Origin of the sequence: Paraburkholderia sp. Tr-20389 (assembly GCF_017104565.1) — a bacterium.
GTDB lineage: Bacteria > Pseudomonadota > Gammaproteobacteria > Burkholderiales > Burkholderiaceae > Paraburkholderia.
The window spans coordinates 51,613-78,384 of the sequence record NZ_JAAGPD010000038.1 but is presented as its reverse complement, the minus strand read 5'-3'; the positions used below and the strand labels follow the sequence as shown (position 1 = coordinate 78,384).

19 protein-coding genes are annotated in these 26,772 nt (G+C 64.3%); 10 read left to right on the top strand and 9 right to left on the bottom strand.

The annotated features are described in order from the left end of the window. Positions 1-2 precede the first annotated feature (2 nt). The 7 genes from dnaJ to hrcA all read right to left on the bottom strand — a co-directional run bounded on the left by dnaJ (position 3) and on the right by hrcA (position 7,790). A complete protein-coding gene (gene dnaJ / locus G3N95_RS28970) occupies positions 3-1,136 on the bottom strand; it encodes a molecular chaperone DnaJ (protein ID WP_205973525.1) in 1,134 nt (377 codons plus the stop codon). 257 nt (positions 1,137-1,393) lie between these two features. Next, the gene (dnaK, locus tag G3N95_RS28965) at positions 1,394-3,346 is read right to left on the bottom strand and encodes a molecular chaperone DnaK (protein ID WP_205973524.1); all 1,953 of its coding nucleotides are present in this window, start codon (positions 3,344-3,346) and stop codon (positions 1,394-1,396) included. A 153-nt stretch (positions 3,347-3,499) separates the two neighbouring features. Beyond that, positions 3,500-3,931 carry a thioredoxin family protein gene (locus G3N95_RS28960; protein ID WP_205973523.1) on the bottom strand — a complete coding sequence of 144 codons (432 nt, stop codon included), beginning with the start codon at positions 3,929-3,931 and terminating at the stop codon, positions 3,500-3,502. Between the two features lie 16 nt (positions 3,932-3,947). Beyond that, on the bottom strand, positions 3,948-4,556 hold the full coding sequence (gene grpE / locus G3N95_RS28955; protein WP_205973522.1) for a nucleotide exchange factor GrpE: 609 nt from the start codon (positions 4,554-4,556) through the stop codon (positions 3,948-3,950). A gap of 479 nt (positions 4,557-5,035) precedes the next feature. After that, on the bottom strand, positions 5,036-5,443 hold the full coding sequence (locus G3N95_RS28950) for an RNA-binding S4 domain-containing protein (RefSeq protein ID WP_205973521.1): 408 nt from the start codon (positions 5,441-5,443) through the stop codon (positions 5,036-5,038). An 85-nt stretch (positions 5,444-5,528) separates the two neighbouring features. Beyond that, entirely contained in the window at positions 5,529-6,599 is a 1,071-nt protein-coding gene (gene hemH, locus G3N95_RS28945) for a ferrochelatase (protein WP_205973520.1), read from the bottom strand. Between the two features lie 171 nt (positions 6,600-6,770). Further along, positions 6,771-7,790, bottom strand: a complete 1,020-nt coding sequence (gene hrcA / locus G3N95_RS28940) for a heat-inducible transcriptional repressor HrcA (protein WP_205973519.1) — start codon at positions 7,788-7,790, stop codon at positions 6,771-6,773. A gap of 281 nt (positions 7,791-8,071) precedes the next feature. On the opposite strand from hrcA, the gene G3N95_RS28935 reads away from it, so the two are divergent. Beyond that, positions 8,072-8,974 carry an NAD kinase gene (locus G3N95_RS28935; RefSeq protein ID WP_205973518.1) on the top strand — a complete coding sequence of 301 codons (903 nt, stop codon included), beginning with the start codon at positions 8,072-8,074 and terminating at the stop codon, positions 8,972-8,974. 98 nt (positions 8,975-9,072) lie between these two features. Next, positions 9,073-10,740 carry a DNA repair protein RecN gene (gene recN / locus G3N95_RS28930; protein ID WP_205973517.1) on the top strand — a complete coding sequence of 556 codons (1,668 nt, stop codon included), beginning with the start codon at positions 9,073-9,075 and terminating at the stop codon, positions 10,738-10,740. A 64-nt stretch (positions 10,741-10,804) separates the two neighbouring features. Here recN and glnE read toward each other — a convergent pair whose 3' ends face one another. Beyond that, the gene (gene glnE, locus G3N95_RS28925) at positions 10,805-13,597 is read right to left on the bottom strand and encodes a bifunctional [glutamate--ammonia ligase]-adenylyl-L-tyrosine phosphorylase/[glutamate--ammonia-ligase] adenylyltransferase (protein WP_205973516.1); all 2,793 of its coding nucleotides are present in this window, start codon (positions 13,595-13,597) and stop codon (positions 10,805-10,807) included. Between the two features lie 185 nt (positions 13,598-13,782). Here glnE and G3N95_RS28920 point away from each other — a divergent pair, with 185 nt between their 5' ends. From G3N95_RS28920 to G3N95_RS28895, 6 genes are all read left to right on the top strand, one after another. After that, on the top strand, positions 13,783-18,045 hold the full coding sequence (locus tag G3N95_RS28920; protein WP_205973515.1) for an AsmA-like C-terminal region-containing protein: 4,263 nt from the start codon (positions 13,783-13,785) through the stop codon (positions 18,043-18,045). Between the two features lie 125 nt (positions 18,046-18,170). After that, positions 18,171-19,019, top strand: a complete 849-nt coding sequence (locus tag G3N95_RS28915) for a carbon-nitrogen hydrolase family protein (RefSeq protein ID WP_205973514.1) — start codon at positions 18,171-18,173, stop codon at positions 19,017-19,019. Positions 19,020-19,117: 98 nt separating this feature from the next. Further along, positions 19,118-20,584 carry a metalloprotease TldD gene (gene tldD / locus G3N95_RS28910; protein WP_205973513.1) on the top strand — a complete coding sequence of 489 codons (1,467 nt, stop codon included), beginning with the start codon at positions 19,118-19,120 and terminating at the stop codon, positions 20,582-20,584. 384 nt (positions 20,585-20,968) lie between these two features. After that, positions 20,969-22,042 carry a 3-deoxy-7-phosphoheptulonate synthase AroG gene (gene aroG, locus G3N95_RS28905; protein ID WP_205973512.1) on the top strand — a complete coding sequence of 358 codons (1,074 nt, stop codon included), beginning with the start codon at positions 20,969-20,971 and terminating at the stop codon, positions 22,040-22,042. Positions 22,043-22,226: 184 nt separating this feature from the next. Then, entirely contained in the window at positions 22,227-22,565 is a 339-nt protein-coding gene (locus G3N95_RS28900; protein WP_205973511.1) for a type II toxin-antitoxin system RelE/ParE family toxin, read from the top strand. Further along, complete coding sequence (locus G3N95_RS28895) at positions 22,562-22,897, top strand: XRE family transcriptional regulator (protein ID WP_205973510.1); 336 nt, start codon at positions 22,562-22,564, stop codon at positions 22,895-22,897. The genes G3N95_RS28900 and G3N95_RS28895 overlap by 4 nt, the downstream gene beginning before the upstream one ends. Before the next feature lie 33 nt (positions 22,898-22,930). Here the strand turns inward: G3N95_RS28895 and G3N95_RS28890 are convergent, their stop codons facing one another. Continuing rightward, positions 22,931-23,497 carry a cob(I)yrinic acid a,c-diamide adenosyltransferase gene (locus G3N95_RS28890; RefSeq protein WP_205973509.1) on the bottom strand — a complete coding sequence of 189 codons (567 nt, stop codon included), beginning with the start codon at positions 23,495-23,497 and terminating at the stop codon, positions 22,931-22,933. 208 nt (positions 23,498-23,705) lie between these two features. Between G3N95_RS28890 and G3N95_RS28885 the strand changes: the two genes are divergently transcribed. Both G3N95_RS28885 and G3N95_RS28880 read left to right on the top strand, forming a co-directional pair. Beyond that, a complete protein-coding gene (locus tag G3N95_RS28885; protein WP_205973560.1) occupies positions 23,706-25,121 on the top strand; it encodes an FAD-linked oxidase C-terminal domain-containing protein in 1,416 nt (471 codons plus the stop codon). Positions 25,122-25,185: 64 nt separating this feature from the next. Then, a complete protein-coding gene (locus tag G3N95_RS28880) occupies positions 25,186-26,691 on the top strand; it encodes an FAD-linked oxidase C-terminal domain-containing protein (RefSeq protein WP_201649011.1) in 1,506 nt (501 codons plus the stop codon). Positions 26,692-26,772: the final 81 nt, after the last annotated feature.

Below are 26,772 nucleotides of genomic sequence, written 5' to 3'. Positions count from 1 at the left end.
CGTTAGTCGAAAAAGCTCTTGACGCGGTCGAACCAGCTCTTGCTCTGCGGGCTATGACGCGCGCCGCCTTCGACCAGCGACTTTTCGAACTGCTGCAGCAGATCACGCTGTGAATCCGTGAGCTTGACGGGCGTTTCCACCTGCACATGCACGTAGAGGTCGCCGGCGATACTCGAACGCAGACCCTTGATGCCCTTGCCGCGCAGACGGAACGTCTTGCCCGACTGCGTGCCTTCCGGCACGGTGAAGCTGGCGCGGCCCGCGAGCGTCGGCACTTCGATCTCTCCGCCCAACGCCGCCTTGGTGAACGGAATCGGCATCTGGCAATGCAGATCGTCGCCGTCGCGCTCGAACACCGCGTGCGCCTTGATGTGAATCTCGACGTACAGGTCGCCCGACGGACCGCCATTGATACCCGGCTCGCCGTTGCCGGCCGAACGGATACGCATGCCGTCGTCGATGCCTGCCGGAATCTTCACTTCCAGCGTCTTGGTTTCCTTGGTCTTGCCTGCGCCATGGCAGTGCGTGCAAGGCTCGGGAATGTAGGTGCCCGTGCCATGACACTTCGGACACGTCTGCTGGATGCTGAAGAAACCTTGCGACATACGCACTGCGCCCGAGCCGTTACAGGTCGGACAGGTTTCCGGTTTCGTACCCGGCTTCGCGCCAGAGCCGTGGCAGATTTCACACGACACCCAGCTCGGCACGCGGATCTGCGTGTCGTAGCCATGCGCGGCCTGCTCGAGCGTGATTTCCATGCTGTAGCGCAGATCGGCGCCGCGATAGACCTGAGGACCGCCACGGCCGCCACGTCCACCTGCCGCCGCCTGGCCGAAGATGTCGCCGAAAATATCGCCGAATGCGTCGGCGAAACCGCCGAAACCCTGCGCGCCCGCACCCGCCATGTTCGGATCGACGCCTGCGTGGCCGTACTGGTCGTACGCGGCACGCTTTTGCGAGTCCGACAGCATTTCATAGGCTTCCTTCACCTCTTTGAAATGCTCTTCCGCATCCTTGTTGCCCGGATTGCGGTCGGGGTGGTACTTCATCGCGAGCTTGCGATAAGCCTTCTTGATTTCGTCGTCGCCCGCGTTCTTCGCGACGCCCAGAACCTCGTAGTAATCCCGTTTCGCCATATCGGTTCAACGCCATCCGCGCGATGCGGCGCGGCGGCTCCTCTTGAATGCTGGAGTCTCGCGACTCGTAAGGCCCGGACCTTGCCCGCAATTACGGGTCAAAAGCCCTGCCCTCCATAAAACAAATGTGCCCGGAGAGCCAAAAAGGCTCGCCAGGCGCGTGATCGGTTCAATCGCCCGAAAAGATCAGGCGCAACCTTTTGCAGCCGGGCTGCGCACGTCTCCATGCGCAGCCTTGCGGTCGAACAGAACCCGGCTTAGTCCTTCTTCACTTCCTTGAACTCGGCGTCGACGACATCGTCGGCCTGCTGCTGGCTCGCGCCAGCCGCTTCGGCGCCTGCTGCCCCCGCTGCGCCGGCCGCGCCCGCTGCACCTTGCGCCTGCATGTCCGCGTACATCTTTTCGCCGAGCTTCTGCGACGCCGTTGCAACCGTCTCGATCTTCGCTTCGATGGCAGCCTTGTCGCTCGAGCTGTTCTTCAGCGTGTCTTCAAGATCCTTCAACGCAGCTTCGATCTTTTCCTTCTCGCCCGCTTCCAGCTTGTCGCCGTATTCGGTGAGGGCCTTCTTCGTGCTGTGGACCAGCGCGTCGCCCTGGTTGCGGGCATCCGCCAGTTCACGCAGCTTGTGATCTTCTTCCGCGTTCGCTTCCGCGTCCTTCACCATCTTCTCGATTTCGGCTTCGGACAGACCCGAGTTCGCCTTGATCGTGATGCGGTTTTCCTTGCCCGTCGCCTTGTCCTTCGCGCCGACGTGCAGAATGCCGTTCGCGTCGATGTCGAAGGTCACTTCGATCTGCGGCACGCCGCGCGGCGACGGCGGAATGCCTTCCAGGTTGAATTCGCCCAGCAGCTTGTTGCCCGCTGCCATTTCGCGCTCGCCCTGGAACACCTTGATCGTCACGGCCGACTGGTTGTCGTCCGCCGTCGAATACACCTGAGCGTGCTTCGTCGGGATCGTGGTGTTCTTGTTGATCATCTTCGTCATCACGCCGCCGAGCGTTTCGATGCCCAGCGACAGCGGCGTCACGTCCAGCAGCAGCACGTCCTTGCGGTCGCCCGACAGCACCTGGCCCTGGATCGCCGCGCCGACAGCAACGGCTTCGTCCGGGTTCACGTCACGGCGCGGCTCCTTGCCGAAGAACTCCTTCACCTTCTCCTGCACCTTCGGCATACGCGTCTGGCCGCCGACGAGAATCACGTCGTCGATTTCACCGACCTTCACGCCTGCGTCCTTGATCGCGATGCGGCACGGCTCGATGGTGCGCTCGATCAGGTCTTCGACCAGCGCTTCCAGCTTGGCGCGCGTGATCTTCAGGTTCAAGTGCTTCGGACCCGATGCGTCAGCCGTGATGTACGGCAGGTTGATTTCGGTCTGCTGACCCGACGACAGTTCGATCTTCGCCTTTTCAGCCGCTTCCTTCAGGCGTTGCAGCGCGAGCACGTCCTTCGACAGATCGACGCCCTGCTCCTTCTTGAACTCGCCGATGATGTAGTCGATGATGCGCTGGTCGAAATCTTCACCGCCGAGGAACGTATCGCCGTTGGTCGACAGCACTTCGAACTGCATTTCGCCGTCCACGTCCGCGATTTCGATGATCGAAATGTCGAACGTGCCGCCGCCCAGGTCGAACACCGCGATCTTGCGGTCGCCCTTTTCGGCCTTGTCCAGACCAAACGCGAGCGCAGCCGCCGTCGGTTCGTTGATGATGCGCTTGACTTCCAGACCGGCGATGCGGCCTGCGTCCTTCGTGGCTTGACGCTGGCTGTCGTTGAAGTACGCCGGCACCGTGATCACAGCTTCCGTGACCGGCTCGCCGAGGTAGTCTTCAGCCGTCTTCTTCATCTTGCGGAGCACTTCCGCCGACACCTGCGACGGCGCGAGCTTGTTGCCGTGCGCTTCGACCCATGCGTCGCCGTTATCGTGCTTGACGATCTTGTACGGCATCAGGCCGATGTCCTTCTGTACTTCCTTTTCTTCGAAGCGGCGGCCGATCAGGCGCTTGACCGCGTACAGCGTATTCTTCGGGTTCGTGACCGACTGACGCTTCGCGGGCGCGCCGACGAGGACTTCGTTGTCGTCCATGTAGGCGATGATCGACGGCGTGGTGCGAGCACCTTCCGAGTTCTCGATCACCTTGACCTGATTGCCTTCCATCAGCGCCACGCACGAATTGGTGGTGCCGAGGTCGATGCCGATGATTTTGCCCATTTTTACTAATCTCCTGACTTTGATCGCTGCGGGCATCGCTGGCTGGCCGTTCCGGCCACCGGGCGCCCCGCCCCTGAAATTCATCCTGCACCCAACATAAGTGCAGCCGCATCGTTTTCAAGACCCCTTATGCGATGCGGTCATTAAATTTTTTCAATCGGCTTTGCCGCTGCCCGATCCGGCCCCGAAGTCTGCCCCGGCGCCGGCCGCGCGGATTTTCTCACGAGCCGCGGCGACGGCTGCCTCGAATTGCACCAGCCCATGCCAGCCCGTCGCTCGCCCCAGCCGCTTTCCACGGTGGAAGAAGAACCATGTCGGCACGCCGTGCAGCGTGAAGCGCCGGCCGAGATCGCGATGTTCATAAACGTTGCCGTGAAACCAGCGCAGGCCGAGCGCGCGGATTGCGTCCGGCTGCGCGAGCATCGCCTTCTTCGCGATTTCGCAGTTGAAGCAGTCGAGCCCCCAGAAGAACACCACTGCGAGATCGTCGCCCGCCGACTGGAGGCCGGCGTCGAAGGTATCCGCCGTGAGTTCCTGCATGTCGAAGGCCGCGAATGCGGCACTGTCGACGGGGATCGCGGCCATGACCGGGCAGTGCCGCTTACTTCGGCGCTGCGACCGTGACGAGCGCCGGACGCAGCACGCGGTCGGCAATCACATAGCCCTTTTGCAGCACGGCGACGACCGTGTTCGGCTCCTGATCCGCCGGAACCATCGAAATGGCCTGGTGGCGGTGCGGATCGAATTTTTCGCCGACCGGATTCAGCGCGACCACCTTGCCCTTTTCCAGCGCGCCCGTCAGTTGGCGCAGCGTGAGTTCGACACCTTCGCGAACCTTGGCGAGGTCGTCGCTGGAGTGCGTGACTGCCGCTTCGAGGCTGTCCATGACGGGCAGCAGATGTTCGGCAAAGCTTTCGATCGCGAATTTGTGCGCCTTCGCGACGTCTTCCTGACCACGGCGGCGGACGTTTTCCGTCTCGGCCTTGGCGCGCAGGAAGCTTTCCTGCAGTTCGGCCACCTTGGCCTGTGCTTCGGCCAGTGCGGCGTCGGCGCCTGCCGGTTGTGCCTGTGCCGGTTGTTCGCCTGCAGCCGCTGCCGGCTGCTGCGCCTGACCCTGCGGCTCGCCCGATGCGGCCTCTGCGGCCTGGCGCGCGGCTTCGTCGGCGGGCGTGGGGTTCTGGCTCGTCGGATTCTCTTGCGTGTTTTCCATGTCGCTGAAATTCAAAAAATGAAGGCCAAGAAACGGCGGCAGTTTAATGGGACTCGCCCGCTGGGCGTGGTGCCGATACAACATGCCGGCCGCGCATCAACGGTGCAAGTAAGGGTGCACACGCCGTATTTCAAGGCTTCCGCCGATGCTTTTTGCACCTCGCAGGGGCCCGGAAATCTGGCGTAACAAGCATTTCGAGCGCGACATCATATTGAGATTGAGTGCGCTTCGCGAGTGTCCTAAACTCAACCTGAGCGTCCGAAAAGGCACGTTAACCCTAACCTGACGCCAGCCTTACCACCAGCTTAATAGCCCGTTTCCGCTTGTCATCTCCGAGGGGAGTACCGTGAAACTGACCTTCGCTATATCGGTGGTCGCCTTGGTACTCGTCGCGGGCACCACGACCATCTGCATGTCCGGGGTAGTCAACGAACACACGACCGAATACGGCGGCGTTCACGCGACCATTGAAGAGCTGTTCAACCCCCACTGGAAATTTTGTCGATAACGCGCCTGTCGCGTTTTGTCGGCCGTCCATGCATGCTGGCGGCCGGCTCGCGATGGGTCTTGCGCCGCTCGTTCTCCATTAGGCGCTTCTGCCTGCCTTCGTCCGTTTCCGCGTAAAGGGTCTGCGCGACGCTCGCCGGCCCGCGCACGTCGCACACGCCGAGCACCTCGACCTGCCACACGATCCGCTCGATGTCGATCTCGACGAGATCGCCGACCCGCACTTCCTTGGCCGGCTTCATCGTCGCACCGCCGATCCGCACGCGGCCCTTCTCGACGGCATCCGCTGCCAGCGAACGTGTTTTGAAAAAGCGCGCCGCCCACAGCCATTTGTCGATGCGCAAGCGAGCGCCCGGTTCGGTAGAAATCTTGTAGTTCATCAGTCCTTCTTCAACTGTTCCCAGAAGCCTTGAGCCATGACACGCGCCGTCACACGGATGCAGATTGCATGCCGGATACGCGAATTCAAGCCACAGACGCGCTTTGCGGCGTCGCTGCCTGAACCGGCCAGCCCTGCAGATGCTGCGCGACGATTTCGCCAAGCGCCGCGATCCATGCGGGCGCCGCGTTCAGGCATGGAATCGCGTGAAAAACCTTCCCGCCGGCATGAACGAATTCGTCGCGCACTTCCATGCCGATTTCCTCGATGGTCTCCAGACAGTCCGCCGTGAAGCCCGGGCAGAACACGTCCGCGCGATGCACGCCCGCCGCACCCAATTCCTTGAGTGTCGGCGCCGTATAGGGCTGAAGCCACTCGGCCTTGCCGAAACGCGACTGAAACGTCACGCGGCATTCGACGGACGTCAGCCCGAGCGCATGCATCAACAGCGACGCCGTCTGCTGACATTGGTCGTGATACGGATCGCCCAGGTCGAGCGTGCGCTTGGGCACGCCGTGAAAACTCAACACGAGCTTGTCGCCCGCCGCGAAGTCGGGACGGCCGTGCGCATGCCAATAGTGATTCACCTGCGCCGCGAGCGCCGCAATGTACGCGGGATGATCCGCGTACTGGCGCACGGTACGGATTTCCGGCTGATTGCGCATCCGCTTGAGCGCCACGAACGCCGCGTCGAACGCAGTGGCCGTCGTCGACGCCGAATACTGCGGGTACATCGGCATCAGCAGGATGCGCTCGGCGCCCGCCAGCTTCAGCTGGTTCAGCATGGCGGGAATGTCGGGCGTGCCGTAGCGCATCGCGTATTCGACGATCACCGTGTAGTCGTTCAGATGCAGCAGATGCCGCAGCCCCTCGACCTGCTTTTGCGTATGCACGCGCAACGGCGAGCCTTCCGGCATCCACACCGACGCGTACTTCTTCGCCGAGGCCACGCCGCGAAACGGCAGGATGAACAGACGCAGGATGACTTGCCATACGAACGACGGAATCTCGACCACGCGCGGATCGGACAGAAACTCCGCGAGGTAGCGCCGCACGGCACGAGGCGTCGGCGCATCGGGCGTGCCGAGGTTGATCAGCAACACGGCGACGCGATGTGCCGTAGCAGACTGCAAGGGCCGCTCGAGATCGAAGCGCATAGGCAAAAGACAAGAGCCGCGCACAGGCGCGGCACGTAATGGACTGAAAGCTCATTATAGCGGCGCGCTCTGCCGGCGATACCTGGCCATTCGGCCAATTGGCACGGCGAAAAACGCCGCGCATGATGAACGTCATCGCGGCGTTCGCGCAGCTTCCCGGTAACGGCTGGGTTACTGCTGGCTGAGGGTCATCGAAAGCAGGCGCGCGGTGATGTCGACGATGGGAATCACGCGGTTGTACGCCATGCGCGTCGGGCCAATCACGCCGAGCGTGCCGACAATCTTGCCGTTCACTTCGTACGGCGCCGTCACCACGCTCATTTCCTCGATGGGAACGAGGTTCGACTCGCCGCCAATGAAGATCTGCACGCCTTGCGCGTGACTCGACACGTCGAGCAACTGAAGGAGGCTTGTCTTTTGATCGAATACATCGAAGAGCTTACGCAGCCGTGCCATGTCCGACGAAAGGTCGGCCACTTCGAGCAGATTGCGTTCGCCGGAAATCAGCACGGTTTCGCCCGTGTCCGTGACGTCCGTGCTCGCGGTGACGGCCGCGTGCATCAGCGTCGTCATGTCGCCGCGCAGTTCGTCGATTTCCCCGCGCAGACGCCGGCGCACTTCATCGAACGACAGCCCCGCAAAGTGCGCGTTGATGTAATTGGACGCCTCGACCAGCTGCGACGGCGTGAAGTCGCGCTGCGTCGCCATGATCCGGTTCTGCACATCCCCTTCCGGCGTCACGATGATCAGCAGGATGCGCTTGTCGGACAGGCGCAGGAATTCGATCTGCTTGAACACGTGACTGCGGCGCGGCGTCAGTATCACGCCCGCGAACTGCGACAGGTTGGACAGCACGCTCGCGGCCGCCGCTACCACCTTCTGCGGCTCGCCGGGCTGCAGCGTGGTTTTGACCGCGCGCATCACGGCGTCCTCGTCGGCGGAAGGCTCGACGGTCAGCATCGTGTCGACGAACAGCCGGTAGCCTCGCGGCGTGGGAATGCGCCCCGCCGACGTATGCGGACTGATGACGAGCCCCAGTTCCTCCAGATCGGACATCACGTTGCGGATCGTCGCCGGGCTGAGTTCGAGCCCGGAGTACCGCGACAGCGTGCGCGAGCCGACCGGCTGACCTTCGGCGATATACCGCTCGATCAGCGTTTTGAGGAGGGTTTGTGCGCGAGGATCTAGCATGGCGAAAAATTTTAGCGTAACCACCACATGGCGACGAGCGCGCGGCGGTGCGCTGCCAGGCGGCCTCGCCGCCCGACGCGCCCTGCGCGGCACCCCGCCCGCGCACGAACCGCATCGCCCTGACCCAGACAGTCGTCACGTCTGTCATGAGGACTTCACCATTCTAACGATAATCGGGCGAAGGCTGGCCGGCGTCACGCGGCAGCCGGGCATCCGCCCCGGCCGGCGCGCCGCCGCCGCCGACGGTTCTTTTCAGGTCGCACCTATGGTGTAATGCCGGCATGCAAGCTAACAGCCAGTTCAAGACCGTTGCGCTCGTCGGGCGCAGCAATACGCCGGGCATCGGGGAACCGCTGACCGCGCTCGCCACGTGCATCGAAAAGCTGGGCTTCGAGATCGCGTTCGAGGCGGAAACTGCGCAGGAAATCGGCGTCTCGCGCTGGCCCGCACTGCGGCCGGCGGAAATCGGCGCACGCGCGGACGTGGCGATCGTGCTCGGCGGCGACGGCACGATGCTGGGCATCGGCCGGCAACTGGCGCCGTACAAGACTCCGCTGATCGGCATCAACCATGGTCGGCTCGGCTTCATCACCGACATCCCGTTCTCCGACATGCGGGAAATCATTCCGCAGATGCTGTCGGGCAGCTTCGAACGGGAAGAGCGCTCGCTGCTGGAATCGCGGATCATGCGCGACGGCCAGCCGATCTACCACGCGCTCGCGTTCAACGACGTCGTCGTGAACCGTTCGGGTTTTTCGGGCATGGCGGAACTGCGTGTATCCGTGGACGGGCGCTTCATGTACAACCAGCGATCGGACGGACTGATCGTCGCGACGCCGACGGGCTCGACGGCCTACTCGCTGTCGTCGCAAGGGCCCATCCTGCATCCGCAGTTGCAGGGCCTCGTGCTCGTGCCGATCGCACCGCATGCGCTGTCGAACCGGCCTATCGTGATACCCGACGACTCGAAGGTCAGCATCCAGATCATTTCGGGCCGCGACGTCAACGTGAACTTCGACATGCAGTCGTTCACCGCGCTGGAACTGAACGACACGATCGACGTGCGCCGCTCGCGCCATACGGTGCCTTTCCTGCATCCCGTCGGCTACAGCTACTACGCGACGCTGCGCAAGAAGCTGCACTGGAACGAGTACCCGTCGCACGAAGACGACCCGGACAACTGAACGCAAACCGAACGCAGGCGGCGCAGCCAGTCGGCAAAGCCGAGCGTCACCGCAACAGATCAGACCAACTCACGCACGCCACGCCAGACACACGAGCCATGCTCCGCCACCTTTCGATACGCGACTTCGTCATCGTCGCCGCGCTCGACCTCGAATTCGACAGCGGCTTTACGGTCTTCTCCGGCGAAACGGGCGCCGGCAAATCCATTCTCATCGACGCGCTCGCGCTGGCGCTCGGCTCGCGCGCCGATGCGAGCATCGTGCGCACGGGCGAGGCGCGCGCCGACATCACGGCCGAGTTCGACACGCACCCGATCGTCGATGCATGGCTCGACGAACAGGCGCTGGCCGCCGACGAAACGGAGCACGGCAACATCGTGATGCTGCGCCGCGTGGTCGATGCCAACGGCCGCTCGCGCGCGTTCATCAACGGCACGGCGGCGACGCTCACGCAACTGCGCGAAGTCGGCGAGATGCTCGTCGATATTCATGGCCAGCACGCCCATCAGCTGTTGATGCGTCCTGACGCGCAGCGCGAACTGTTCGACACGCACGCCGGCCTGCTCGACACGACGGCCGCCGTCAACCGCGCCTGGCGCGCCTGGCGCGAGGCCGTGCAAGCGGTCGAAACCGCACAGAGCAAGGACCGCGAGCTGCAACTCGAACGCGAGCGCCTGGCGTGGCAGCTGGCGGAACTCGACAAGCTGTCGCCACAGCCCGGCGAGTGGGAAGAAGTCAACACGGAACACCGGCGGCTGTCGCACTCGGCGAATCTGATCGACGGCGTGCAGGGTGCGCTGTCTGCGCTGTCCGAATCGGACGAGGCGATGCTCGGCCATTTGTCTTCGATCATCTCGAAGCTGCGCGACCTCGCCGAGATCGATCCCGAGCTGAACGACGCGCTCGCTGCACTCGAACCGGCCGAAATCCAGCTGCAGGAAGCCTCGTATTCGCTGAGCCATTACGCACAGCGGCTCGAACTCGATCCCGACCGCCTCGCGCAGGTCGAACGACGCCTCGAAGCGCTGCATTCGGCCGCTCGCAAGTTCCGGCTGCAACCGGAAACCTTGCCGCAAGAACATCAGGAGCGCCGCGAGCAGCTCGCGAAGCTCGACGCCGCCGCCGACCTCGACGCATTGCGCACCGCGGAAGCCAAAGCGAAAGAAGTCTACGCGGCCGAAGCGAAGGTGCTGTCCAAGGCACGCGCGAAAGCCGCGAAAGCGCTCGGCGCGGCCGTCACGACGGGCATGCAGGAACTGTCGATGGTGGGCGGCAGCTTCGAGGTCGCGCTCGTCCCGCTGCCCGAAGGCGGCGCGCACGGGATGGAGCAGATCGAATTCCGCGTCGCCGGACATGCCGGCGTGCCGCTGCGGCCGCTCGCAAAAGTGGCCTCGGGCGGCGAACTCGCGCGTATCAGCCTCGCGCTCTCGGTGATCGCGAGCGCCGCCAGCCCGACGCCGACGCTCATCTTCGACGAAGTGGACACGGGCATCGGCGGTGGGGTGGCGGAAGTGGTCGGCCGCCTGTTGCATCAACTCGGCGAACAACGCCAGGTGCTGTGCGTGACCCACTTGCCGCAAGTCGCCGCGCGCGGCGATCAGCATTTCCAGGTCGCGAAGAGCGGCAACGGCAAGGGCGGCACGATCAGCACGGTGACTTCGCTGGACAAGTCGAGCCGTATCGAGGAAGTCGCGCGCATGCTGGGCGGCCTGGAGATCACGGCCACCACGCGCAAGCACGCGAAGGAAATGCTGAGGGCGGCGTAGCGCCCAAGCGCTCAACCAGCGCGCAGGACGGACAGCAAGCCCGTCCCGCGCGCTTCATGCAGCGTCATCCGAACACGCGCCGCCACAGACGCAGCACGGCTTCACGCTCTTTCTCGACCGTCTGCGGCTCGACCCGCGCCTTCTCCATGCCGTCCAGCCGCAGCTTGTGCTGCAGCTTCCGATAGGTCCGGTAAGCTGCGCCCACCGTATCCGCCTCCTCGCCGCTCATCAGCCCGAAGCGCGACACCTCGCGCAGCAGCGCGATATTGCCCGTGTTGCGGATCAGTTCAGGATCGCGCGCCGCGTGCAGCAGCACCCAGTACTGCACGGCAAACTCGATATCGACCATGCCGCCGCGGTCGTGCTTGAGGTCGAACAGTTCGGTCCGGTTCGGGTGGCCGTCTTCGACGCGCCGGCGCATGTCGACGATCTCGGCGGACAGTGTGGCCGCTTCGCGCGGCGTCGTCAGCACCTGCTCGCGGATCGCCTCGAACTGCGCGCCGATGGCGGGATCGCCGGCACAGTAGCGCGCCCGCGTCAGCGCCTGATGCTCCCAGACCCACGCCGTATTGGCCGCATCGCCCTCACGCAACTGGTAGCGGCGAAACGCGTCGAGATCGGTCACGAGCAGGCCCGACTCGCCGTTCGGCCGCAGCCGCAGGTCGACGTCGAACAGCGTGCCCGCGCCCGTCGCCGTCGTGAGCCACGTGATCAGCCGCCGCGTGAAGGTTGCGTAGATGTCGGATGCGTTGTCGTCGGCGTCCTCGTAAAGGAAGATCAGATCGAGGTCCGACGCATAGCCGAGTTCCTTTCCGCCCAGCTTGCCGTACGCGATGACCGCAAAGCGCGGCACCTCGCGATGGCGCTTCGCGAGCTGATTCCAGACGGCTTCGACCGTCACGTCGAGCACGGCATCGGCGAGTTCGGACAGCCGGTCGCTGACATGCTCGACGCTCAGCTTGCCGGCCAGGTCGATCAGCAGAATGCGGAATACTTCCGCCTGGTGCGCGTGCCGCAGCAGATCCATCTGATGCTCGACGCCGTCGGCCGCCGCGAGCCGCGCGCGCAGCGTGCGCTTGAACTCCGGCCAGTCGAACGGACTGGCCATCGCTTCGTCGTCGAGCAGTTCGTCGAGCAGTTGCGGATGGCGGATCAGATAACCCGCCGCCCAGCGCGACGCGCCGAGCACCGACAGCACGCGATGCAGCGCCTGCGGGTACTCGGTCAGCAGTGCAAGATAGGCGCCGCGCCGCCCGATGGCTTCGAGCAGATCGAACAGGCGCACGAGAATATCGCCGCGCCGCTCGGCAGGTTCCAGCGTATGCGCGGCCTCGAGCGCGCGCTGCGCGACGATGTCGAAGCGCTGGCGGCTGCTTTCCGCGAGACCCGCATAGCGCGACGAGTGCCACACGGCCTTCAGGCGCGCGAGCAGATCAGCGGGGCGTTCGACACCCAGTTCGACGAGCCGCGCGGCCAGCGCGTCGTCGGCGCTGTCGTCGGCGAGCGCACTGCTCCACACCCACACGGCCGCGCCGTCTTCGCGCGCGCCACAGCCGCCCTGCCCGCTCACCTTGTCGGCGAAGATCTGGTCGAACTGCTGCTCGACGAGTTCGCGGTGCGTTTCGAGCTTCGCCATCAGCGACGCGTAGTCGTCGAAGCCCATCGCCTGCGCGAGATGCGCGCGCTCGGCGGGATCGACGGGCATCGCATGGGTCTGCGCGTCGTTTCGATATTGCAGACGGTGTTCGAGATCGCGCAGGAACAGATACGCGCTGGTCAGATCCGCGCACACGCCGGGCGAAACAAGCCCGCGCGCGGCCGCGTGGCGCAGTACGGCGAGCGTCGGCCGCACGCGGAAACCGGCGTCCTGGCCGCCGCGGATCAACTGGAACACCTGCGCGCTGAATTCGATCTCGCGGATGCCGCCGCGGCCGAGCTTGATGTCGTCGGCCTTGTCCGGGCGCATCGATGCGCGCCGCTGCGCTTCCTGGCGAATCTGCAGATGCAGCGAGCGGATCGCGCTGATCACACCGAAGTCCAGATAGCGCCGGTAGATGAACGGCTTCACGATCGCGTCGAGCTGCTTCGACAGGCGCCGCGCCGAATCGGTGGCGTGCTCGGAGACGAGCCTGCCTTTGATCCACGCATAACGCTCCCACTCGCGGCCCTGCACGTAGAAATATTCTTCGAGCATGCCGAGACTGCACACGAGCGGCCCCGAGTCGCCGTTCGGCCGCAGCCGCATGTCGACTCGAAACACGTAGCCGTCCGCCGTGACTTCGGCGAGCGCCGCGATCAGCCGCTTGCCGAGCCGCGTGAAGAAATCTTGTGTCGCGATGGACGAACGCTGGCCGCCCGTCGTTTCGCCATCGTCCTCATAGACGAAGATCAGGTCGATGTCCGACGACACGTTCAGCTCGCGGCCGCCCAGCTTGCCCATGCCGACCACGCCCAGCGACAGCCGTTCGCCCTGCGAGCCGCGCGGCTCGCCATACAGCGCTTCGAGATCGGCGGAGACCACGGCCATCGCGCGCTGGACCGTCGCTTCCGCCAGGTCGGTCATCGTGCCCGTCACTTCCGCGACGTCGGCGGCACGGGACAGGTCGCGCTCCATCACCGCGCAGAACACTTCCGCGCGAAGCTGGCGCAGCGCCTTCTTCAGTGCGTCTTCGGAAAGGGGCGCCTCGGGCGTCGCGCGCAACGCATTCAACAATGCATCGAGCCGTTCGTCGATGCGCTCGCGGGTGATGGGCGCCGCCGCCAGCGCCGCCACACGGGACGCCAGATCGGGCTGTGCCGCATAGGCACGGGACGCGTAGTGCGAATAGCTGGAACTCAACAGAGATGGTTCGGTCATCAAAGATCTGGCTCGCTCGTTGCTTGAATACTGCTTCGGGCCATCGCAGCCGATGCTCGCGCATGCTGCCGACACCCCGTGTGGCCTTGTGCACACAGGCCGGACCATAGGTTCGTGGCGGCGGGCCCGTGTGATACATTTCGTCGTTAGACCGCAAAACTACCATACGCCCACCCCGTCGCAGCATGTCCGAGCGAAACTCATCCGCCGACCCGACCGAAGCCGGACGCGTCAAGCCCGTAGGCGGAAGCGATCATGCAGTGCTGCGTCACACGCTGCGCGTCCTGCTCGGCATCGCGCTGTTCCTGTACTTCGTCGTCGTGCTGGCCGTACTCGGCTTGCGCTATGTCGTGCTGCCGCGCGTCGATTCGTTCCGTCCGCAAATCGAGTCGGCCGTCTCCGAAAAAATTCACGCACAACTCAGGATCGGCAAGATCGCGCCCCACTGGACGGGCTTCCAGCCGGGCCTCGAAGTCACCGACGTCACCATCACCAACCGCGAAGGCAAGGCCGCGCTGACCATTCCGCATGCGAGCGCAACGGTGTCGTGGTCGTCCATCTGGAAGCTCGCGCCCATCCTGTCGAGCGTGATCGTCGACAAGCCGGACCTGCTGATCGAGCGCGAAACGGACGGCTCGCTGACCGTCGCGGGCGTGATGGTGCCGACCACCCACTCGGGCAACGACACGTTCAGCACCTGGCTGCTGCGTCAGCAGGCCATGGTCCTGCGCGGCGGCACGCTGCGCTGGCACGACGCGCGACGCGACGCGCCCGAAATCGCGCTGCAGAACATCCGCCTCGCCATTCTGAGCGACGGCTACGATCACCGGCTCGCGCTGCAGGCGCCGCCCGATGGCAAGGTGCTGTTCGGGCCGCTCGACTTCCGCGCGTACTTCCGTCACGCGCGCCTCGCGGCAATGGGCAAGCCGGTCAACTGGACGGGCGAAGCCTATATCTCGACGGGCTCCGTGGATCTCCCGATGCTCGCCCGCTACATGGACTTCCCGATTGAAACCTATGCGGGCCGCGTCGCCAACAAGATCTGGCTGCAGTTTTCGCAAGGCCGCGTGCGCTCGGCGTCGGGCGAGTCGTCGGGCAACAACATCGCGCTGCGCGTGAAGCCGACGCAGCCGAAGCTGGATGTGCCCGTCGCGCAGTTTTCGTGGGCCGTCGCGCACGACGGCGACGAGTGGACGCTCGATCTCAACGATCTGCGCGCCGAACTCGGCCAGCCGCCGCTCGACGACGGCACGCCCGTCGCACGCATTCTCGCGCTGCACACGCTGTCTAGCCGCTACCGGATGCCGAGCGTGCAGCATGGCCAGTTGATCAGCATCTCGGGCGACCGCGTCGATCTTGGCATCCTCGCCGAGTTCAGCCGCGCGCTGCCGCTGCCGAAGCGGCTGCTCAACGGCCTCGTGCGCTTCAACCCGCGCGGACTCGTGGCGAACTACACGATCGAAGTCGAACGTGGCAAGCCGGATTCGGGCGAAGCGGCCACGGAACATCGCGAGCCGGGCGCGGAGCCGATCGTCCGCTATCGCTTCAAGGCCGACCTGCAAGGCATCAGCGTCGCCGCGCAGGAACCGCCGCCGGGGCTGACGGCGCGCAATCACCCGCGCGCGGGCATTCCGGGCGTGGAGAATCTGTGGGGCAGCGTCGATGCCGACGAAAAACACGGCACCATCGCCATCGACACGTCCAACGCCGCGCTCACGCTGCCCGGCGTATTCGACGATCCGCGCCTCACATTCGATCACCTGAGCGGCAAGGGCGCGTGGACGATCGCGTCGACCATAGAACCCGGTCAGCGGCACAAGGCGTTCAAGGTCGATGTATCGGAACTGAAGGTATCGAACGCGGACACGGCCGCGCGGGCGACGGCCAGCTATTCGAACGTCGGCAGCGGGCGCGGCTCGCTCGATCTGAAAGCCGACTTCGAGCGCGCGCAGGTCACGCGCATCACACGCTACCTGCCGACCAGCATCAGCGAAAGACTGCGCATCTATCTGACGCACGGGTTGCAGGCGGGCATGTCGCACGGCGCGACGATCGAAATTCACGGCAATCTCGAGAAATTCCCGTACTCGCGCGACCCGAGTGCGGGCGTGTTCAGGATCGTCGCCCCGTTCAAGGGCGGCCGCTTCGATCCGTCGCCGTACCCGCCGCGCACGATGAAGAACGGCATACCGAACGTGTGGCCGGCGCTCGACGGCATCGACGGCACCTTCCAGCTGAAAGAGAAGCTGTTGCGTTTCGACGTCGACCGCGCGCACTACAAGGGCGTCGCGCTCGGCAAGGTGACGGGCAAGATCGACGACATGGGTAACCGGGCATCGAGCCTCGTGATTACGGGCGACGGACATGGGCCGCTCGCCGACATGCTCGACTATGTGAACAACAGTGCGCTCGGCGGGCTGGCGAAACACCAGACGGAAAAACTGCACGTCGACGGACCCGCCGCGCTCGCGCTGAAGCTGACGGTACCGCGCAATCCACCCACGCCGCCGGGCGTCGCGCCGCCGAAGACGCACGTGGCCGTCGAGGGCTCGCTGGCGTTCGAGAACGACCGGCTTGCGATGGACAACGTGCCGCCGCTGTCGCAACTTCGCGGCAAGGTCAGCTTCACCGACCATACTGCGCAGATCGACGGGCTGACGGGACAGTTCATGGGCGGCGACATCCACGCCAAAGGCGGGCTGAACCAGAAAGGCGCCTATGCGCTCGACGTGTCCGGCCATTTCGCCGTCGACGCGGCGCGCGACCTGAATCTGCGCGGCCTGCCCGCGCAGGTGCTGACGCGGATGAACGGCACCGCGCCCTATGACATCAGCGTGCACGGCGCGAAGGGCGGCTTGCCGGAGGTCGCCGTTCATTCGGACCTGACGGGGCTCGCGCTCAACTTCCCGGCGCCGTTCAACAAGCCCATCGGCACGCCAATGCCGCTTGCTTTCACCTTCCAACCGACCATCGGCAGCAGCGGCAGCGCGGTCGCGAACAGCGGCTCCACCACGGGCGGCGGCGACAGCGCGAACAGCGACGTCCTGCAACGCGCCGACCTCACCTTCGGCCCGATCGCGGCGACGTATCTGTTGCGGCGCACGCCCGGCCAACCGCCCGAAGTCGTGCGCGGCGCGATCGGCGTGAACCGGACCACCGACCTGCCATCGGAAGGCGTGATTGCCGCCGTCGACATTGATGCGCTCGACGCCGATGCGTGGCGCGCCCTCTTCCTGCAGATGCGCAAGGCCAATGAAGGTGTCGCGCCCGTGCCGCCCAGCGCGACGGCCGCGCAGTTCCTGCCGAACCGCTTCGCGATCCACATCGGCACACTGACGCTGCTCAAGCGTCACTGGGAAAGCGTGGTGGTCGGCGCATCGCACATCGACAAGCAGTGGCAGGCGAACATCGCGTCGAACCAGGTGTCGGGTCACGTGTCGTGGCTGCCTGGGGCGCAGCCGGGTTCGCCGGGCACGCTGCAGGCGCGGCTCGCGCGGCTCGTGATTCCGTCCGCCACTGAAAACGATCTGCTCGGCCCCGCGATCAACCAGCCGGCGCAGAACATTCCGTCGATCGATCTCGTCGTCAACGAACTGATCGTACGCGAGCGCAATTTCGGCAAGCTCGAAGTCAGCGCACACAACTTCGAGGACAACGGCACGCCCGTCTGGCAACTCGATTCGCTCGAAATCAACAACCCGGCCGCCGTGCTGAAGGCGACGGCGAACTGGCGCACGGGCCGCAACTATGGTCCGAGCCAGGACGACGAAGCCGAGCGCAGCACCGAACTCGATTTCAAGCTGGATATCAAGGACGCCGGCCTGCTGCTCGAGCGCGCCGGCCTGCCGCGCACGCTCAAGGCGGGCGAAGGCTCGCTGTCGGGCAAGCTCGGCTGGCGCGGCGGCCCCACCAAGCCGGACTATCCGACGCTCAACGGCAATCTTGCCGTCGACCTGCGGCACGGCCAGATCCTCAAGGTCGATCCCGGCGTCGCGAAGCTGCTTGGCGTGCTGAGCCTGCAAAGCCTCGCGCGCTATGCATCGATGAACTTCCGCGACGTGATCGGCGAAGGCCTGCCGTTCGAGCACGTGACGGGCACCGCGCTGGTGGTGAACGGCATCGGCTCCACGAACAACTTCGAGATGGTGACGGCGCCCGCGCGCGCCGAAATGAAAGGCACCGTCGATCTGGCCCACGAAACGCAGAACCTGAACGTGCATATCGTGCCGACTGTCAGCGCGGGCACGGGCGTCGTCGTGGCGGCCGTGATCAATCCGCTGCTGGGGCTCGCTGCGCTGATCGGCGATCTCGCGCTGTCGCATTCGATCGAACATGCATTCGCGCGCGATTACTCGATCACGGGTTCGTGGGCCAAACCGCACGTCGAGCGGGTCCACGGAGATAGCGGTAATATGAACGCGCCGGCCGCCATCGCGGCGCCGAACTGAGTTCACTTCGGCTCTGGGCGGCAACCGGCGCGCTCCGTGCAGCGCGGCATCGAGCGCCCGATGTCCGCCGTCGCTGTTCCATACCCGCTGTCCGCACTGCTTATGCAGGAGTCTTTCGAACGCTTATGAGCGACCTGAACACGCAGTCCGCGAAGTCCCCTTCCCACGCTGGTCCGTTCCGCGTCGCCGCGCTGCAGATGGTGAGCACGCCGGATCGCGACCGCAATCTCGCCGATGCCGAACGCCTGATCGCACAAGCCGCCGCCGACGGCGCGCAGCTCGTGCTGCTGCCCGAGTATTTCTGCTTCATGGGTTTCAAGGACACCGACAAGCTCACGGTGCGCGAAACCTACGGCGACGGCCCGATCCAACGCTTTCTCGCGGATGCGGCGCGCCGCCATCGGGTCTGGATCATCGGCGGCACGCTGCCTTTGAAGGCGCCCGAAGAAACCCGCGTGCTGAACACGACGCTCGTGTTCGACCCGCAAGGCAACGAGGCCGCGCGCTACGACAAGATCCATCTGTTCAACTTCGAGAAAGGCGAAGAATCGTTCGACGAAGCGCGCACGATCCGCCCCGGCGACACGGTCCGCACGTTCGATGCGCCGTTCGGGCGCGTGGGTCTGTCCGTCTGCTACGATCTACGCTTTCCCGAGCTGTACCGGCGCATGGGCGACTGCGCGCTGATCGTCGTGCCGTCCGCATTCACGTACACGACGGGCCGCGCGCACTGGGAAACGCTGCTGCGCGCGCGGGCCGTCGAGAATCAGTGCTACGTGCTCGCCGCGGCGCAGGGCGGCAAGCATGAGAACGGTCGGCGCACGTGGGGCCACAGCATGCTGATCGACCCGTGGGGCGAAATCATCGACGTGCGCGACGAAGGCGCGGGCGTCGTCGTGGGCAATATCGAGCGCTCACGCATCGACGAAGTCCGGCAAAGCCTGCCGGCCTGGCGTCACCGCGTGCTGAGCTGAAAGCGTTTGACCTGAATCGCACGCATTGAAAGTGCCGCCGCCGCTACCCATGTAGGCGACGTGCACCAACCGAATACCCTGAATCGAGCGAACTTCGCATGAACATCATCGAACCCAGCATCCGTAATCTCGCGACGGCCAAAGACGTGCTGCTCACGCCCTATGGCCTCGACGAAGCCGTGCTGACCCGCACGCTCGCCGAAATCTTTACGCATCGCGTCGATTACGCCGACCTCTACTTCCAGACCACGCGCAGCGAAGCGTGGAGCCTCGAGGAAGGCATCGTCAAGTCGGGCAGCTTCAGCATCGACCAGGGCGTCGGCGTGCGCGCCGTGTCGGGCGACCGCACGGCGTTCGCGTATTCGGACGACCTGTCGCCCGAAGCGATCCGCCAGGCGGCCATCGCCACGCGCGCCATCGCGAAGGCGGGCGGCGGCAAGCAGAAGATCAAGGCGGCTTCGACGCTGACGGGCGTGTCCGGGCGCGATCTGTATCTGCCGTCCGATCCGCTGCATTCGCTCGACGCGACCGCCAAGGTCAAGCTGCTGGAACGCATCGAGCAGATGGCGCGCAGCCGCGATCCGCGCATCACGCAGGTGATGGCGGGCCTCGCGGGCGAATACGACGTCGTGCTGGTCGCGCGCAGCGACGGTGCGCTGGCCGCGGACATCCGGCCGCTCGTGCGCGTGTCCGTGACGGTGATCGCCGAGCAGAACGGCCGCCGCGAAATCGGCAGCGGCGGCGGCGGCGGACGCTTCGACTACGGCTATTTCACTGACGACATCCTGTCGAAATACGTCGATGACGCGGTGCACGCGGCGCTCGTCAATCTCGACGCTCGTCCGGCGCCCGCCGGCGCGATGACCGTCGTGCTCGGACCGGGCTGGCCCGGCGTGCTGCTGCACGAAGCGATCGGCCACGGCCTCGAAGGCGACTTCAACCGCAAGGGCTCGTCGGCATTCGCGGGGCGCATCGGCGAGCAGGTCGCTGCCAAGGGCGTGACGGTGGTCGACGACGGCACGCTGCCGAACCGCCGCGGATCGCTGAACATCGACGACGAAGGCAACCCGACGCAGTGCACGACGCTGATCGAAGACGGCATCCTGAAGGGTTATATCCAGGACACGCTGAACGCACGCCTGATGAAGATGCCCGTGACGGGCAACGCGCGCCGCGAATCGTACGCCGCGCTGCCGATGCCGCGCATGACCAACACGTACATGCTCAACGGCGACAAGGATCCGCAGGAAATCATCGAATCGGTGAAGAATGGTCTGTATGCGGTGAACTTCGGCGGCGGCCAGGTCGACATCACGAACGGCAAGTTCGTGTTTTCGGCGTCGGAGGCGTACATGATCGAAAACGGCAAGATCACGTATCCCGTCAAGGGCGCGACGCTGATCGGCAGCGGCCCCGAATCGCTCAAGTTCGTGAGCATGATCGGCAACGACATGTCGCTGGATACGGGTGTCGGCGTGTGCGGCAAGGAAGGCCAGAGCGTGCCCGTCGGTGTCGGCCAGCCGACGCTGCGCATCGACAAAATGACGGTCGGCGGCACGGTGTGATTTCGCACCACACGCACGAATCGCGCATGACAACGTCGATTCGTGCGGATTTTCCGCATTTTTGGCGCCTCCAGCTTGCCAGCCGAGCAAACCTCGGGTTATAAAGCCAATCAACCTTTTTGACGAGCCATCCCTTTTTCGCCATGTCCGCCAAGTTTTATTTTTATTTCTTTTGGGCATCTCAGACCGCTGGCGGATCGAGAGGGGTGTGAACGTACATAGGCACCTGAAATTCCCGAAAAAACCGCCAGCGAGTCTGGCGGTTTTTTTTCGCCCCTGACAACTTTGATTTTGACCTTTTTAGCCTGTTGACCTGTTCGCCGCGGCGCCGTCGTTGAATCGCAGCAAACCGCCCGAACCGCACAAAGAATCGAGGAGAAAACCATGCCCCCGCACAACACCGACGATGTCCGTATCCGCGAACTGAAAGAACTGACGCCGCCCGCGCACCTGATCCGTGAATTCCCCTGCGACGAGAAGGTGTCGGACCTGATCTTCAACGCGCGTCAATCGATGCATCGGATTCTGCACGGCATGGACGACCGGCTGATCGTCATCGTCGGACCGTGCTCGATTCACGACACGAAGGCCGCGCTGGAATACGCGGGTCGCCTGATCGAGCAGCGCAAGCGCTTCGCGGGCGAACTGGAAATCGTGATGCGCGTGTACTTCGAGAAACCGCGCACGACGGTGGGCTGGAAAGGCCTCATCAACGACCCGTACATGGACAACAGCTTCAAGATCAACGACGGCCTGCGCACTGCGCGCGAGCTGCTCATGAAGATCAACGAGCTGGGGCTCCCCGCGGGCACCGAGTACCTCGACATGATCAGCCCGCAATACATCGCCGATCTGATCTCGTGGGGTGCGATCGGCGCGCGCACGACTGAATCGCAGGTGCATCGCGAACTCGCGTCGGGCCTGTCGTGCCCCGTCGGCTTCAAGAACGGCACGGACGGCAATGTGAAGATCGCCGTCGACGCCATCAAGGCCGCCTCGCAGCCGCACCATTTCCTGTCGGTGACGAAGGGCGGCCATTCGGCCATCGTCTCGACGGCGGGCAACGAGGATTGCCACATCATCCTGCGCGGCGGCAAAACCCCGAACTACGACGCGGACAGCGTCAACGCCGCGTGCAGCGACATCGGCAAGGCGGGCCTCGCCGCGCGCCTGATGATCGACGCGAGCCACGCGAACAGCTCGAAGAAGCACGAAAATCAGATTCCCGTGTGCGCCGACATCGGCCGCCAGATCGCGGCCGGTGACGAACGCATCGTTGGCGTGATGGTCGAGTCGCACCTCGTCGCGGGCCGCCAGGATCTCCAGGACGGCTGCGCGCTGACGTACGGCCAGAGCATCACCGATGCGTGCATCGGCTGGGACGACAGCGTCGCCGTGCTCGAAGGTCTCGCGGATGCCGTCAAGCAGCGGCGCGTTGCGCGCGGCAGCGGGAACTGACGCGGCTTCTTTCCCTTTCTACGCAGACTTTGCCCGGCTCACGCAGCCGGGCTTTTTTTTGGCCATTCGGCCGAATCGAACTTTCCCCTTCCGTTCGGTACCTTCGAATCTCGTTCCGGTGATCGCACAAACGCGTTGAACATCGGAGAAATGAGGTATAAAATTTTATACATGAAGGGGGCTCATGGAGCTTGAAAAAGAGATTCGCTGGGTCGGCTCCAGTTACGACGATCTGCTTGCGTTTCCGGAAGAACCGCGCCGTCGTGCTGGCTTTCAGCTTGCCAAGGTGCAGGCTGGTCTCGATCCGGACAACTGGAAAGCGTTCGACATCGTCGGCGCGGGTACGCGTGAAATTCGCGTCAATGAGCCTGAAGGCGCTTTTCGCGTGATGTACGTCGCGAAATTCGTTGAAGCCGTTTATGTGCTGCACTGCTTCGACAAGAAATCGCAGGCAACCAGCCGGCGTGACAGGGAAATCGCCGAGGCGCGCTACCGCGCCGTGGCCAATGTGAGGAACGTATGAACACCATCGACACCAAGGTCCGTCATGTGACAAAACCGGGCGCGAATCTGTTTCTCGAGCTGGGCTTCCCGGCAGAGGAAGCAGAGCGTCTGCATGCAGCGTCTCAGAAGCAGATCAACGACACCCGGCTTCTCAAGGAACAATTGATGACCGAACTGTCCACATGGATCGAGCAGCATGGTCTGAAGCAGTCTGAAGCTGCCGACATCCTCATGGTGTCGCGGCCGCGCGTGTCGGACGTCGTCAACAAGAAAACCGCCAAGTTCACCATCGACACGCTCGTCGAAATGATGAGCCGCATCGGCAAACCCGTCACGCTCGCCGTCGGGTGAGCGGCCTCACGGAGTGCACGCTGTTCCGTTGCGTTACGCATCCTCTTTTTGCGCGCCACGGTCGTGGCGCCACAGCACGTCGCCACCGCCGTCCATGCGGTTCAGCACGCGTGCCAGCACGAACAGCAGATCCGACAGGCGGTTCACGTAGCGGCGCGGCGCCTCGTTGATCGCATCGACAGCGCCCAACGCGACAATCGATCGTTCCGCGCGCCTGCAAACCGTCCGGCACACATGTGCAAGCGACGCTGCGCGCGTGCCCGCAGGCAGAATGAACTCCCTGAGCGGCGGCAGCGTTGCGTTGTATTCGGCAAGCCAGGTATCAAGTTGCGCGAGATGTGAATCGGCGATCATCGAATGGCCCGGAATGCATAGCTCGCCGCCAAGATCGAACAGATCGTGCTGGATTGCCGTCAGCGCCGCGCGCACCTCGTCGGACAAGGTTTCGCACAGCAACACGCCGATGTTCGAGTTCAATTCGTCGACGTCGCCGATCGCAGCAATCCGTGCGTCGTCCTTGCGCACCCGGCTGCCGTCGCCGAGACCCGTGGTGCCGTCGTCGCCCGTGCGCGTCGATATCTTGCTCAACCGGTTGCCCATGATGTCCGTGTCCTCGTAGTGGTCCGCACAGTGGTCCGCGATGCATCCATCCGGATATAACGCGGCATGGCGTTCATGCTTCGATCCATTATAAGGATGCCAGGCCTCGCGCTTGCGGCTGCCGGCCTGCAAGCATGGCGCCGCGCCGGCCGTCGATGGGCGTAAAATGGGCATCAACCATCAGAACATTCGCCATCAGGAGACGCAGGTGAACCATCCCGTGCCGCCCACCCCCGTGCGCCGCCCTTTTCCTGCTGAACTTCTCACTGCGCTCAAGTCGGCATTCGGCGAACGCGTATCCACATCCGAAGCCGTCCGCGCCCATCATGGCCGCGACGAATCACCATTCGATCCGCAACTGCCCGACGCCGTCGTCTATGCACGCAGCACCGAGGACGTGCAGGCCATCGTCAAGCTGTGCGGGCAATACGACGTGCCCATCATTCCATACGGCAACGGTTCCTCGCTCGAAGGCCACCTGCTCGCCGTACAAGGCGGCGTGTCGATCGATCTTTCCGAAATGAACCGCGTGCTGTCCATCAACGCGGAAGATCTGACGGTCACCGTCGAGCCCGGCATCTCGCGCAAGCAGCTTAACGACGCGCTGCGCGACACGGGCCTGTTCTTCCCGATCGACCCTGGCGCGGACGCGAGCATCGGTGGTATGTCGGCGACACGCGCGTCGGGCACGAATGCCGTGCGCTACGGCACGATGCGCGAAAACGTGCTCGGCCTGACCGTCGTGCTGGCCGATGGCCGCGTGATCCACACAGGCACACGCGCACGCAAATCGTCTGCTGGCTATGACCTCACGCGCCTGTTCGTCGGCTCGGAAGGCACACTGGGCGTCATCACCGAAATCACGGTGCGCCTGTATCCGCAGCCGGAAGCGGTGTCGGCAGCCGTGTGCACCTTTCCGTCGATGGGCGACGCCGTGCGCGCGGTGATCGAAACCATCCAGATCGGCGTGCCGATCGCGCGCGTCGAGTTCGTCGATTCGCTCGCCGTCCGTTCGATCAACCGTCACTCGAACCTGACCTTGCGCGAAGCGCCCACCCTGTTCTTCGAATTCCACGGCACGGAAGCCGGCGTGAAGGAACAGGCCGAGCTCGTGCAGGAGATCGCCGCGCAGAACAAGGGCGAAGGCTTCGAATGGGCGACGCGTCCGGAAGACCGCAGCCGTCTGTGGAATGCCCGTCATAACGCCTACTTCGCGATGCTGCAGCTGAAGCCCGGCAGCCGCGCCGTCACCACCGACGTTTGCGTGCCCATCTCGCGGCTTGCAGAGTGCGTGGTCGAAACGGAAGAAGACCTGAAGACCTCGCCGCTGCCCTGCCCGATCGTCGGACACGTCGGCGACGGCAACTTCCACGTCGCGATGCTGATCGACCCGAACAAGCCGGACGAACTGGAGGAAGCGGAGCGCCTGAATCATCGCATCGTGCAACGGGCACTGCGCATGGACGGCACCTGCACGGGCGAGCATGGCGTGGGTTTGCACAAGATGGGCTTCCTGCTTGAAGAGCATGGCCCAGTCGCAGTCGACGTGATGCGTTCCATCAAGCATTCGCTCGATCCGCGCAACCTGATGAATCCAGGCAAGATCTTTACGTGGGCGGCATAGCGTAACCGTATGTCCGGCCGCGCTGCGCAACGACGCGCGTGGCCGTCCAAGGAGGAGACATTCCATGAACGCACCCGGCGAGCTGTCCCCTGAGCTGTCGCCCGAGATGCTCGCGCAGCGTCAGCGCGAAGTCGTGCAGGCGTTGATGGCCGTACTGCCAACGCATTGCCTGTTGTATCGCGAAGAAGATACCGTCGCGTACGAATGCGACGGTCTTGCCGCCTATCGTCGCCTGCCGCTGGCCGTCGCGCTGCCCGAAACGGAATCGCAGGTGCAGCGCATCGTGCAGATCTGCCACCGGCTGAATGTTCCCATCGTGCCGCGCGGCGCCGGCACGAGCCTGTCGGGCGGCGCGATGCCGATCCGTCATGGCGTGGTCGTGTCGCTCGCGCGCTTTCGCAAGATCATCGAAGTCGATCCGTATGCGCGCACGGCAACCGTCCAGCCGGGCGTGCGCAATCTGTCTATCTCAGAAGCAGCCGCGCCTTATGGCCTTTACTACGCGCCCGATCCTTCATCGCAGATCGCCTGCACGATAGGTGGCAACGTCGCCGAAAATTCGGGCGGCGTGCACTGCCTCAAGTACGGTCTGACCGTCCACAACGTGATGCGCGTGCGCGCAATCACCATGGAAGGCGAAATCGTCGAGTTCGGGTCGCTGAGTCCGGACGCGCCGGGTCTCGATCTGCTTGCCGTCGTGATCGGCAGCGAAGGAATGTTCGCGATCGTCACAGAAGTCACGGTCAAGCTGATTCCGAAGCCGCAGGCCTCGCAGGTCATCATGGCGAGCTTCGACGACGTCGTGAAAGGCGGCGATGCCGTCGCGGGCATCATTGCCGCGGGCATCATCCCGGCCGGACTCGAGATGATGGACAAGCCGGCCACGCGTGCCGTCGAGGAATTCGTGAACGCCGGCTACGACCTCGACGCGGCCGCCATTCTGCTGTGCGAATCGGACGGTACGCCCGAAGAAGTCAGCGAGGAAATCGTCCGCATGACGGCCGTGTTGCGCGAGCACGGCGCGACGCGCATCCAGATCTCACGCACGGAAGCCGAGCGCCTGCGTTTCTGGTCGGGCCGCAAGAACGCGTTTCCGGCCGCCGGCCGCATCTCACCCGACTACTACTGCATGGACGGAACGGTGCCGCGCCGCAGCATCGGCCCGCTACTCGCGCGTATCGAAGAAATGGAAAAGAAGTACAACCTGCGCTGCATCAACGTGTTCCATGCGGGTGACGGCAATATGCATCCGCTGATCCTCTTCAACGGCAACGACCTCGACGAGTGGCATCGCGCCGAGGCCTTCGGCTGCGACATTCTCGAAACGTGCGTCGAGCTGGGCGGCACGGTGACGGGCGAACATGGCGTAGGCATCGAGAAAATCAATTCGATGTGCGTGCAGTTTTCGCCGGAAGAGCGCGACGCGTTCCACGCGGTCAAGCGCGCGTTCGATCCCGCCTGTCTGCTCAACCCCGACAAAGGCATTCCGACGCGCGCCCGCTGTGCCGAGTACGGAAAGATGCATGTGCGAGGCGGCCTGCTGCCTCACCCGGAACTGCCGCGCTTCTGAATATGGCATAGCGCCATGCGGCACCCGGCTGCATGGCGCTTGCGTCGTCGTTGCGTCGTCATAACGCATAAAAGCAGCAAT